This window comes from Microbulbifer discodermiae, assembly GCF_040742695.1.
Classification (GTDB): Bacteria; Pseudomonadota; Gammaproteobacteria; order Pseudomonadales; family Cellvibrionaceae; genus Microbulbifer.
Genome location: NZ_JBFLAB010000044.1, coordinates 23,886 through 36,438, shown reverse-complemented (window position 1 = coordinate 36,438; position 12,553 = coordinate 23,886). Strand labels below are relative to the sequence as shown.

Sequence of the window (12,553 nt, the reverse complement as noted above, 5' to 3'; positions counted from 1 at the left end):
AACGATTCCAACTGCACTGTTGTGAAAAGAGACTCCTGAAAAACATCCATACCGCGCACTGAACCAAAATCCTCTGTGGGTTATCGTTTTCCGTATTGTATCTAACCCAATGTTCTCAGGCGACAAAATCAACAGCCTGCTAGTAACCCGCAACTTGGTAAATTATCGGGTTAATGCGGCAAAAGCCATTGAAAAACCAGCGATTGTGCGTAATTGCGCAGTTTATAAAGGGTGATAACCCAATAGAGGAGGCAGCATCTATTGAATATCCGGATTAACAATGGGCTGCAAATCAATGTGCAATTGCTTGATATGTGATGTGCCGCAAACCCGGGCTGGGAAAAGCCGGGGAAGCGTTGGTTAGCTGGCAATTAATCTTCCAGCCCGAGTTTTTTCAGCCTGTAGCGCAGTGAACGAAAACTGATGCCGAGGTTTTCCGCAGCGGCAGTGCGGTTCCAGCGGGTTTTTGCCAGTGCCCGTTCTATCGCCTCTTTTTCAACACACTGTAAGAAATCATCCAGCGAGGGGTATCGGTTCGGATCGAAGGGGCGCGAAAGATCCTCCCGTCCGGGGGCGGTGGATAGGGTGCCCTGCACCGATGGCGCTGGTGTCATTCTGGCCTCTTCCAGCAGCAGGTCATCGCTTCGGATCTGTCGCTGGTCGCTGAGGGTAAAAGCGCGCTCCAGTATATTTTCCAGCTGGCGTACATTGCCGGGAAAAGCGTAATTTTGCAGTGCCGCCATCGCCTCAGCGGACAGTCGCGGCACTTCGATACTATTTTTCGCCGCTATGCCATCCATGATCCTGCTCACCAACAGGGGAATATCCTCTCGCCTTTCACGAAGCGGGGGCACGGCTATCTCGATGACATTCACACGATAGTAAAGGTCGCTGCGAAAGCGTCCCTTTTCCACTTCTCTGGCGAGGTCACGGTGGGTTGCGCACAGAATTCGCACATCGACCGGAGTTTCCCCACCGGCACCAATCGGGCGCACCACCTTTTCCTGGATCGCGCGCAACAGCTTGACTTGCATGGGGAGAGGCAGGTCCGCCACTTCGTCGAGAAACAGGGTGCCGCCCTGTGCGTTTTGGAAGAGTCCGGGTTTGTCCTTGTGGGCGCCGGTGAAACTGCCTTTGGCGTGCCCGAAAAATTCGCTTTCCATCAGGTCGGCGGGAATGGCACCACAGTTAACGGCGACAAAGGGCCGTTCCCCACGGGCGCCCAGGGCATGGATCGAGCGGGCGACCAGTTCCTTGCCCGAGCCGGACTCGCCACTGATATAAACAGGGGCGTCGCTGCGGGCAACCTTGGCGATTTGTCGGTGCAGAAGGCGCATATTTTCCGCTTCGCCCAGCAGGAGTTGTCCGGTTTGGTTCTCCGCGCCCCGATCGGTTGTTCGCTTGAGGCGCAGGGCCAACTGTACCAGGCTGCGCAATTGTTCCAGATTGACCGGCTTGGTAACGAAATCGAAGGCGCCGCACTTTAGCGCGGAGATAGCGGTATCCATATTGCCGTGGGCGGTAATAACGGCCACCGGCAGGGCACCCTGTTCCTGACTCTGGATATGTTTCACCAGTTGCAAACCATTGCCGTCCGGCAGCCGCATATCCGTCAGACAGAAATCGTAGCGGTGCTCACAGAGCAGGCTGCGCGCTTCGCGCAGGTTGGTAGCGGTATGACAGCGCACCTCCATGCGCCGCAAGGTCATAGTCAGCAGTGCGCAGATATCCGGTTCGTCGTCGACAACCAGGGCAAGTGATTGCATCAATCTTCTGATCTTTTGTTGTTCTATATTTACCGCCGATCGGGTTTCCAGCCCGACTCCCTTCGGATTGTGATCCTGTTCCCCTATCGAAACCGGGCATGGTTTTGCGTTAACCCGGCAATGAGTCAGGGGCCCTCTAGCAGATTGTTGAAAAAAACCACCCTGGCTTTCCTCAACCCAGGTTTGCGGCGCATGTCCGCAAACGCTCCACGACAAAACAAGCAGTTACATGTTCGATTTGCGGCCCGAACATCTCTGTTCGGGACAGCAGGTTAACTGATTTCCCGTTTTGGTCAGAAAATCCGATTTGCGTGGGCGAATTCTACCCTGAAGCAGCTTCTGTTGTCTTGGTTGCGACACCAGGACAGCGTCGCCTGGTTTGCTTCGCACAGCTCCCGCGCTATATAGAGGCCCAGGCCGCTGCCGCCGGCACCGGTGGTAAAAAAAGGCTCAAAGATTTTTTGCTGATGCTCCTCTACCACACCCGGGCCACAGTCGATCACATCCAGCATGGCGCAATCCCTCTGCCCGTGGTGGTAGACCGCGATATCTGCCTGGGGTTTCCCGGCCAGCCGGGAGTGGCGCAGGGCGTTGCTGCAAAGGTTGGTGACGACCTGGGTCAGTTGCTGTGGATCGAAGCGCGCGTACACCGGTTGTGCCGGAAGAAGTAGATTGATCTGGATATCGGCCGCTGCGCCGGCACGAAAATCCGGCAGAAACTGTTCCAGCCAGGCGACGAGATCGCGCTGTTGGGGAGCGCTGGCGCGGCGGCGCGACAGTTGCATCACATTCTCGACGATCTGATTGACCCGCTGACTGTGGCGGCAGATGATATCGATGAGATGCCGGTCCTCGGGGTTCAGTGCGGTGGACTCGGACAACAGTTGCGCCGCATGGCTGATGGCGCCCAGGGGGTTGCGCACCTCGTGGGCGATGGATGCGGTGAGGTGTCCCAGGGAGGCGAGCTTCAGTTTCTGCGCCGCCTGGGAGAGCTTGCGATTGTCCTCGATAAACAGCAGTGAATTGTCGCCCTGGTCCTGGGATAACTTGGCGAAACTGATACGCAGCTCGGTGGCAGCGACGTCGCTCAATACGGTGCTGCCCTTTGACGGGTCGCGGCGCCACTCGCGCAGGGCCGAAAACAGCGCCTGCTGCCGCTGGCCGCCCGGCTGGTAGTCGTCGCCGAGCAACTGGCGCGCTGCGCGATTGATCAGTTCCGGTTTGTTGGCTGTGTCCAGAACCAGTACCCCTGTGTGCATCCGCTCGATGATCTGCTGTGCCAGCCGCTGCAGGTGGGCCGCCTGGCGACTCTGTTGTTCAGCGCGCAGATTGGCGCTGCTGATGCGACCGGACAGATATTGCAATGCGCTCACAGTGGCAAACAATAAAATCCCCAGCATGCCGGCGGAAACTATATCCTGGGTTTCGGCGCGCCCCGCCAGCAGCCGGTATAGCTGTTGGCTGATCACCGCCATACTGGCCACGGCGGCGAAGAAGGCGCCCATGCGCCGGTCCAGCAGCAGGGAACCCACGGAACAATTGATCAGCAATAGATAGCCGAGCCCGGAATTGAGACCGCCGCTGGCGTGGATCAGCAACAGAAAACACAGGATGTCACAGCCCAGGATCAGTCCCACCTGGCCGGCGCTGCCCTCATACCTGAGTCGGCGCAGGTGCAGCAGCCAGCCGATATTGAGGGCAGTGTAGAAAACCACGGTATTCAGATAGAGTGCCGGAGCGCTGCTGCCCACTGCACCTCTGCCAATGTCGGAGGAGAAGACCCCCAGCAGCACCAGTGCAATGGCTACCCGATAAACGGAGTAAATACGCAGCAGTTCATGGTTTTGCAGGGCAAGTCCATCACTGGAGGCCGGCGTCGCGCTGGTCAAGAGGTGGCTCCCCACGCTGTTGGCTGTTCTCCCCGCCTGCAACCGGTTTACCCGTGCTGTCGTACCGCGCCAGGCGTTACAATAACGGCCTGAGTGTGACGAGGTCCCAAGATGTCTACTTTGCAGCTAGTGCTGGCGCAAATCAATTCTCTGGTGGGGGATATTCCCGCAAATACAGCCCGGGTGATCGACGTCGCCTGTCGCGCACACCGCGATCACGGTGCCGACCTGGTGGTTTTTCCCGAACTGACACTGTGTGGCTACCCACCGGAGGACCTGCTGCTGCGGCCCAGTATGCAGCGTCGAATCGACAGCGCGCTGGACCAGTTGCGGGCCGCACAGCTTCCCTGTGCAGTACTGATCGGCTATCCGCGCATGGTGGCCGGTGCCACCTTCAATATGGCCGGGCTGATCGCCGGAGGTCAGCTGCAGGCCGAGTATGCGAAGCAGAAGCTTCCCAATTACCAGGTGTTCGACGAGAAGCGCTATTTCGTCCCCGGCGATGGTCCACAAGTGGTGGAAATCAAGGGAGTTCCCATCGCCATTACCATCTGCGAGGACATCTGGCATCCAGGGCCCATGGCACAGGCGGCGGCTGCCGGCGCCCGGCTGATGCTGAACATCAACGCCTCGCCCTTTCATCGGGGCAAGACCCGGCAGCGGCTGGAACTCCTCGGCAAGCAGGCCAGGGCCGGCAATATGCCGGTGGTCTACGTCAATTGGGTCGGGGGTCAGGATGAACTGGTGTTCGATGGGGGCTCATTCGCAGTGGATGCCCGGGGCAGGCTCTGTGGACGGGCCCCGGAATTTGTAGAACATCTGTTGCCCGTCACGGTAAGTTGCACCAAGGGAGAAGTCGCGCTGGAGTCCGAGGAGATGGTTCCGGCACTGGGGGACCTCGCCGCTGTGTACCAGGCCCTGGTATTGGGGGTGCGGGACTATGTCAACAAGAATGGTTTTAACGGAGTCGTACTGGGGCTGTCCGGTGGTATTGATTCGGCCCTGACCCTGGCTATTGCGGTGGATGCGTTGGGTAAGGAGCGGGTGGAGGCGGTGATGATGCCGTTTCGTTATACCTCGGACCTGAGCCGTAACGACGCCCGGGACCAGGCCCAGCGGCTCGGGATTCACTACCGCGTGATCAGTATCGAGGCTATTTTTGACGCCTTTATGGGTGCCCTTGCGGAAGAGTTTGCCGGGGCCGAGCGAGATACCACCGAGGAAAACCTGCAGGCGCGCTCCCGCGGCGTACTGCTGATGGCCATCTCCAACAAGAAGGGCGCCATGGTGTTGACTACTGGCAACAAGAGCGAGATGGCAGTGGGCTATGCGACTCTCTATGGGGATATGGTGGGAGGATTTAATGCGCTCAAGGATGTGCCCAAAACCCTGGTGTTCGAACTGGCCCGCTACCGCAACAGCCTCTCGGAGGTGATTCCCGAGACGGTCATTACCCGTCCGCCCAGCGCTGAACTGGCGCCGGACCAGGTGGATAGCGACAGTCTGCCCCCCTATGACGAACTGGACCTTATTCTCGATCTCTATGTGGATCAGGATTACAGCGCCGCGGAGATTGTCGAGAAGGGTTTTGACCGCCACCTGGTAGAGAGAGTGGTGCGCCTGGTGGATCGCAATGAATACAAGCGCCGCCAAGCCGCCGTGGGTGTGCGTATCTCCGAGCGGGGTTTCGGCCGCGATCGCCGCTATCCCATCACCAATGGCTGGAAGGCGGGGGATTAGCAGCCGCTAGACGCGGCTGATGCGGGGCGGAATCCTTTGCGGCATAGCCCTGCAATCCTCTGCTGTGGTGATCGCTGGGGCCAATTCAGCTAGTGTATCCAGGCCCTAGGTTAGCTCCGGTGGCAGGGGTGCACTCTCACGCTGGTACTCGGCATTGTACAGCTCGCGGCTGTCAAAGCCGCGGGGATCGGACTTCTCGAACACGCCGAGGGTGAGGCGGTGGATCAGGCTGCGGCCACTGGCGCCTTTGTAGTAATCGTAGTCGAAGCTGCCGTCACTGCGAAACGCCGGGTGGTCCGGGTAGTTGGTACGCAATACGGCCAGTGCATCCGCTTCCAGTTCGGGGACCTCCATTAGGTGGTATCCCTGTACCATAACCGCCAGCGCGTCCGGCACCGCCGGGGTCTGCTGGAAGTTTTCCACCACGAAACGGCCCCGGTTGGCGGCTGCCAGGTAGGCGCCGCGCTTGAAATAGTAGTTGGCCACGTGTATTTCGTAGCGGGCCAGCAGGTTGCGCAGGTGGATCATGCGCTTCTGCGCGTCCGGCGCGTAGCGGCTCTCCGGATAGCGCGACATCAGCTGGGCGAAGTAGGCGAAGGACTCCCGCGCCGAGCCGGGGTCGCGGCGGGTCATGTCCGTGGGCAGGAACTGCTCAAACAGACCGGATCCCTCGGTAAAGGAGGCCAATCCCTTCATGTAGTAGGCATAGTCCACATTGCGGTGCTGGGGGTGCAGGCGGATAAAGCGGTCCGCCGCGGCGATGGCCGCGTCATTCTCGTAGTTGCGGTAATAGGCGTAAATCAGCTCCAACTGGGCCTGTTCCGCATAGTTGCCGAAGGGAAAGTTGTCTTCCAGCGCCCGCAGGTTGTTGATCGCCAGGTCCCATTGGCTGGACCTCAGCTGCCGCTGTGCGGCCTCGTAGAAGGTCTGCTCGGTACGGCTGCCGGAGGGGAGGCCCTCCTCGGATTCCTCGGTACTGGCACAGGCGACCAGTATCGCCGCCAGTGCGGCCAGCCACAGAGGTTTCCAGGCCTGCATTGCGCCTCTCTCTATCATTATCAGTCACTACCCTATTAAACTAGCCGCCATTTACCGGTAACCCTTGCGGCGGCCCGCCATTTAACCACAGTAGCCGGGCTGCCCAAAGTCTTTGCAGAATGACCGATCGACTCGAATTGGATATCGAAGTTCCCGCCCGGCTGGCTGGACAAAGGTTAGACCAGGCGGCGGCCGAATTAATTCCCGACTACTCCCGCGCCCGCCTGCAGGGCTGGATCAGGGGTGGCCAGCTGACCCTCGATGGTCGCACCGCCAGGCCACGGGACAAGCTGTTTGGGGGTGAAACCCTGCGTCTGCGCGCCCAACTGGAGCCCCAGGGGGAGTGGCAGGCGGAGGATATTCCCCTGGACATCGCCTATGAGGACCAGACACTGCTGGTGGTCAACAAACCCGCGGGGCTAGTGGTGCATCCGGCGGCGGGTAATCCTCGCGGCACCCTGCTCAATGCGCTGTTGCACCATGCCCCGCAACTGGAAAAGGTGCCGCGGGCCGGCATTGTGCACCGGCTCGACAAGGACACCAGTGGCCTGCTGGTGGTGGCCAAGACCCTCCAGGCCCAGACCAGTCTGGTGGACCAGCTGAAGGAGCGCAGTGTCGGCCGCCGCTACCAGGCCCTGGTCCAGGGTGTGCTGAGCGGTGGCGGCAGCGTGGATGCCCCCATTGGCAGGCACCGCCAGAACCGCCTGAAGATGGCTGTGCTGGAGACCGGGGGCAGAGAAGCGGTCACTCACTACCGGGTAGCGGAGCGGTTTCGTGCACACACCCTGCTGTGCTGCCAATTGGAGACAGGGCGTACCCACCAGATTCGTGTTCACATGGCCCATATCCGCCATCCACTGGTGGGGGACCCTCTCTACGGCGGCCGCCCGCGGTTGCCCCTGGACGCCGGCGGGGCACTGGTGGCCGAGTTACAGCAGTTCCCGCGCCAGGCGCTGCACGCGGAGGAACTGGTGCTCCGGCATCCCCAGAGCGGCACAACGATGCGCTGGCACAGGCCCGTGCCCGACGATATGCTGCGGCTGCTGACGCTGTTGCGCGAGGATGCTCCTTAAGCTTCTCCATGGGACGGTTACGAACCGGTGCCTCAACAAACTGCCGGGTTAACAAATTACCAGGGATTCCAATGACCGCCGAGCACTACCTCTATCCCCTCTGGCCCGCACCTGAACCGGTGCGCGCTGTAGTTACCCTACGCACCGGCGGTCACAGCGGCGGCGTCTACGAATCCTTCAACCTGGGTGCCCACGCCGGTGACGACCCGGCGGCGGTGGCCGCCAACCGGCGCCGGTTGATGGACGAATTGCGGTTGCCCGCAGAGCCGCAGTGGCTGGAGCAGATCCACAGCAGCAAGGTGGTAGAGGCCCATGCCGATGGCCTGGTGCGTACGGCGGATGCCAGCATAGCTCTGGGGCCGGGTATAGTGTGTGCAGTGCAGACGGCGGACTGTTTGCCCCTGTTGCTGTGCGATAGGGCCGCTACCTGGGTTGCCGCTGTACACGCCGGCTGGCGCGGGTTGGCTGGCGGTATATTGCGCAATACCCTGAGCGCCCTGGATTGCGCGGCGGAAGACCTGCTGGTGTACCTGGGTCCCGCCATAGGACCGCAGGCGTTCGAGACCGGTGTCGAGGTACTGGAGGCTTTCTTTGATCGGGCCATTGATGGGCGGCACGCGGAAGCCATGGCCCGGTGCTTTCAGCCCCATGCGGAAAAACCCTTGCACTTTCGCGCCGACCTGTACGCGCTTGCCCGCGCCGAATTGGAGCGGCTCGGCGTAGCGGAGGTTTATGGAGGTGATTACTGCACCTTTGCGGACGCGCAGCGTTTTTATTCCTACCGGCGGGACGGCGCCACCGGCCGTATGGCTTCTCTGATCTGGCTCGAATCCCGCTGAGGTCCGGCGGCGACAAATCCCGGTGCCCAATGATTCCACAATCTGTTCGGTCGCCGGGAAATTAATTTTATCCTGGCGTCAAATTGATGCAGATCAAGTCGCGCCATCCCTCACCCATTGAAAAATTTCCCCCCGTCCCTATTTAAGTATCGACACTACACTGAGTGACGTCCGCAACAAAAGCGTCGCCGCAGGTAGGACTGCTTTGCCGCAATCAAGGAGAGGCCTCGTCAATGCGTATAGACCGAATGACAAACGCGCTGCAGTCGGCGATTGCCGACGCCCAGTCCATCGCCGTGGGGCGCGATCACAACCAGATTTATCCCGAGCACCTGCTGCAGGCACTGCTCAACCAGAACAACGGCAGTGTGCCGGCATTTCTCGCCCAGGCCGGCTTCAATCTCAATGGACTGCGCAACGATCTGGCCAAGCGACTCGATGCGCTGCCCACCATCAGCACCCCAACCGGCGACGTGGGTATGTCCCAGGAACTGGTGCGGCTGTTTAATCTGGCCGACAAAAAAGCGCAGCAGAATGGCGACAGCTTTATCGCCAGTGAGACGGTGCTGCTGGCGGCCTTCGACTCCGCCGCCGGCGAGATCGCCAAACTGCTCAATGCCAACGGCGATGTGAAACAGTTGCGGGCGGCGATCGAAAAAGTGCGCGGCGAGGACAAGGTCGATGACCCGGGGGCCGAAGATGCGCGGCAGGCACTGGACAAATACACCCTGGATTTAACCGAGCGCGCCCTGGCGGGCAAGCTGGACCCCGTTATCGGCCGCGATGACGAGATCCGCCGCACCATCCAGGTATTGCAGCGGCGCACCAAAAACAATCCCGTGCTGATCGGCGAGCCCGGCGTCGGCAAGACCGCCATCGTCGAGGGGCTGGCCCAGCGCATCGTCAATGGCGAAGTGCCGGAGGGGCTCAAGGACAAGCGCTTGCTGTCCCTGGACCTCGGCGCCCTGCTGGCCGGGGCGAAATTCCGCGGCGAATTTGAAGAGCGGCTGAAGGCAGTGCTCAACGAGCTCTCCAAACAGGAGGGCCGTATCATCCTGTTTATTGACGAACTGCACACTATGGTGGGCGCCGGCAAGGCTGAAGGTGCAATGGATGCCGGCAATATGCTCAAGCCGGCGCTGGCCCGGGGCGAACTGCACTGTGTCGGTGCCACTACCCTGGACGAGTACCGCAAGTACATAGAAAAAGACGCCGCGCTGGAGCGCCGTTTTCAAAAGGTACTGGTGGATGAGCCCACGGAAGAGGACACCATTGCCATTCTGCGCGGCCTCAAGGAGCGCTACGAGGTGCACCACGGCGTCGATATTACCGACTCGGCCATCATCGCCGCGACCAAGCTGTCCCAGCGCTATATCACCGACCGCCAGCTGCCGGACAAGGCCATCGATTTGATTGATGAGGCCGCCAGCCGTATCCGTATGGAGATTGATTCCAAGCCGGAGTCGATGGATAAGCTGGAGCGGCGTCTGATTCAGCTCAAGATAGAGCGCGAAGCGGTCAAAAAGGATAAGGACGACGAGGCTGCGCAGAAACGCCTGGCCAAGCTGGAGGAGGACATTCACCAAATTGAAAAAGAATACGCGGATCTGGAGGAAGTGTGGAAGGCTGAGAAGGCGCAGCTGGCCGGCAGTCATGGAATCAAGGAAAAATTGGAGCAGGCCAAGCTGGATATGGAGGCCGCGCGGCGCGCCGGCGACCTGACCCGTATGTCCGAGTTGCAATATGGAGTGATTCCGGAACTGGAGCAGCAATTGCAGACCGCCGCTTCCGTGGAAAATGCCGTGGAGCCGCGCCTGCTGCGCAACCGTGTCACCGATGAAGAGGTGGCGGAAGTGGTATCCCGCTGGACCGGCATTCCCGTTTCTAAAATGTTGGAGGGCGAACGGGAAAAACTGTTGCGTATGGAAGGCGAGCTGCACAGGCGTGTTATTGGTCAGGACGAAGCGGTGACCGCCGTTGCCAATGCGGTGCGCCGTTCCCGCGCGGGCCTGGCGGACCCCAACCGGCCAAATGGCTCCTTCCTGTTTCTGGGTCCCACCGGAGTGGGCAAGACCGAATTGTGTAAATCATTGGCGGAATTTCTTTTCGATACCCAGGATGCCATGGTGCGTATCGACATGTCCGAATTTATGGAGAAGCACTCGGTGGCGCGGTTGATCGGTGCCCCTCCCGGCTATGTCGGTTACGAGGAGGGTGGCTATCTCACCGAGGCGGTGCGCCGCAAGCCCTATTCGGTGGTGCTGATGGACGAGGTGGAAAAGGCCCATCCGGATGTTTTCAATATTCTGCTGCAGGTGTTGGAGGATGGCCGCCTGACGGACGGTCAGGGGCGCACCGTGGATTTTCGCAATACCGTGGTGGTAATGACCTCCAATCTCGGCTCGGACCTGATTCAGAAATATGCCAGCGGCGCAGATGAGGACGAGCTGGACAGTGAAATCCGTTATCGGCAGATGAAAAACGCCGTGATGGAAGTGGTCGGGGAGCATTTTCGCCCCGAGTTTATCAACCGGATCGACGAGGTGGTGGTGTTCCATCCGCTGGGTCGCGAGCAGGTGCGGGAAATTGCCGGGATTCAGCTGGAGCACCTGCGCAAGCGCCTGGCGGAGCGCGACCTCAAGCTGGAAATCACCGACGACCTGTTGAGCAAGCTTTCCGAAGTCGGGTTCGACCCTGTGTACGGCGCCCGCCCGCTCAAACGCGCTATGCAGATGTGGCTCGAAAATCCTTTGTCCCAGGAAATTCTGGCGGGCAAATTTTCTCCCGGTGATACAGTGCATGCCGACCTCGAAGACGACAGGGCGGTTTTTCACAATTAAAGAGGCAATAGCCTCCAGCCATTACTAGCGGCGGCGCGACCATCGCGCCGCTTGCCGCCAGCTCTTCCCCATCACCTATCCTGTCATCTGCGGTGTTTGATTTTCGGCGTCACCTGTGCCCTGCGCCACGAACGCGGCCCCGGGCGGGTGCGCGGATTCGCCTCTGGTGACGCCGGCTGGCGATTTGCCCGGAGTGTGTGTGGCTGGATCAAGGCGAATACTAAACAAGCGCATGCTGCTGATGTTGCTCGGCTGCCTGCTGTTGTTTGGCGGTATTTTCGCTTTCAAGCTGTTTGGCAGGGTGATGATGAACCGGGCCTTCGACACTATGCCTATGCCGCCGGCCACAGTGACCTCAGCTGAGGTCGCGAGCCAGGTCTGGCGGCTGCGGTTGGCGGCGGTGGGCAGTCTGCGCGCTGTGCACGGCGTCGAGGTAACCACTCAGGCCCAGGGTGTGGTGCGCAAAATCTATTTTCGCTCCGGCCAGCAGACCAATCAGGGCGATCTGTTGGTGGAATTGTCCGCAGATCCGGAAACGGCGCAGTTAGGGGTCCTGGAGGCGGAACTGCGCCTGGCGGAGCGCGAGCATGAGCGGCTGCGGCGATTGTTCAAGCAGGGCGTCGCCACCGAAGCGGAACTGGACGACGCCATCCGCAACCTGGATCGGGCTCTGGCTGATATTGTTGTACAGCGCGCCACCATTCAAGAGCGACGTATCCTCGCTCCTTTTAGTGGCTGGCTGGGCATCCGCCAGGTGGACCTGGGGCAGAATGTTAATCCGGGCGACGCGGTGGTATCCCTGCAACAGCTGCATCCTATCTATGTGGATTTTTCTCTGCCGGAACAGGAATTCGCCAGGGTCGGTGTGACTTTGGCAATTGCCGTAACCACCAGTGCCTTTGCCGGGGAAGTCTTTCCCGGCCGGATCACTGCCATAGACCCGCAGGTAGACAGCGCCAGCCGTAACTTTCTGCTGCAGGGCACCATCGACAACCCCGACGGTCGTTTGCGCCCGGGGATGTTTGCCGATGTCTCTATCTTGCTGCCCGGCGAGCGCCGCGTGCTGGTGGTGCCGAGAACTGCCATCAGCTATGCGCCCTTTGGCAATACAGTGTTCGTCCTAGAGCGGGAGCAGCCGGGTGATGCGCTTTTGGCCCGCCAGCGTATCGTGAAAACCGGCGAGGAGCGCGGCGATCTGGTGGAAATAGTCGAAGGGCTGCAGGAGGGCGAAACGGTTGCCAGTAGTGGACTGCTCAAACTGCGCAATAACGCCCCGGTGCGCATCAACGACGCCATAACCCCTCCCGAGAACCTCCATCCCCAGCCGGAAAATCGCTGAATGCGCTGTCAGACTAATTCGCGCCGGAG

General features: G+C 60.2%; 8 protein-coding genes. 5 read left to right on the top strand and 3 right to left on the bottom strand.

Translation table 11 applies throughout. From position 1 onward, the window contains the following. Positions 1-371: 371 nt before the first annotated feature. On the bottom strand, positions 372-1,766 hold the full coding sequence (locus AB1S50_RS14545; protein ID WP_367151601.1) for a sigma-54-dependent transcriptional regulator: 1,395 nt from the start codon (positions 1,764-1,766) through the stop codon (positions 372-374). Positions 1,767-2,059: 293 nt separating this feature from the next. After that, positions 2,060-3,655, bottom strand: a complete 1,596-nt coding sequence (locus tag AB1S50_RS14540) for a sensor histidine kinase (RefSeq protein ID WP_367151600.1) — start codon at positions 3,653-3,655, stop codon at positions 2,060-2,062. A gap of 111 nt (positions 3,656-3,766) precedes the next feature. Between AB1S50_RS14540 and AB1S50_RS14535 the strand changes: the two genes are divergently transcribed. Further along, positions 3,767-5,395 (top strand): NAD+ synthase, encoded by a 1,629-nt coding sequence (locus AB1S50_RS14535; protein ID WP_367151599.1) that lies wholly within the window; start codon positions 3,767-3,769, stop codon positions 5,393-5,395. 105 nt (positions 5,396-5,500) lie between these two features. On the opposite strand, the gene AB1S50_RS14530 is transcribed toward AB1S50_RS14535, so the two are convergent. Further along, a complete protein-coding gene (locus AB1S50_RS14530) occupies positions 5,501-6,433 on the bottom strand; it encodes an outer membrane protein assembly factor BamD (protein ID WP_367151598.1) in 933 nt (310 codons plus the stop codon). Between the two features lie 119 nt (positions 6,434-6,552). Between AB1S50_RS14530 and rluD the strand changes: the two genes are divergently transcribed. The 4 genes from rluD to AB1S50_RS14510 all read left to right on the top strand — a co-directional run bounded on the left by rluD (position 6,553) and on the right by AB1S50_RS14510 (position 12,524). Beyond that, the gene (gene rluD / locus AB1S50_RS14525) at positions 6,553-7,506 is read left to right on the top strand and encodes a 23S rRNA pseudouridine(1911/1915/1917) synthase RluD (RefSeq protein ID WP_367151596.1); all 954 of its coding nucleotides are present in this window, start codon (positions 6,553-6,555) and stop codon (positions 7,504-7,506) included. A 71-nt stretch (positions 7,507-7,577) separates the two neighbouring features. Continuing rightward, a complete protein-coding gene (pgeF, locus tag AB1S50_RS14520; protein ID WP_367151595.1) occupies positions 7,578-8,345 on the top strand; it encodes a peptidoglycan editing factor PgeF in 768 nt (255 codons plus the stop codon). A 233-nt stretch (positions 8,346-8,578) separates the two neighbouring features. Next, entirely contained in the window at positions 8,579-11,185 is a 2,607-nt protein-coding gene (clpB, locus tag AB1S50_RS14515) for an ATP-dependent chaperone ClpB (protein ID WP_367151594.1), read from the top strand. Between the two features lie 199 nt (positions 11,186-11,384). Further along, positions 11,385-12,524: an efflux RND transporter periplasmic adaptor subunit gene (locus AB1S50_RS14510; RefSeq protein WP_367151592.1), complete on the top strand. Its 1,140-nt coding sequence runs from the start codon at positions 11,385-11,387 to the stop codon at positions 12,522-12,524. The last annotated feature ends 29 nt before the right edge of the window (positions 12,525-12,553 follow it).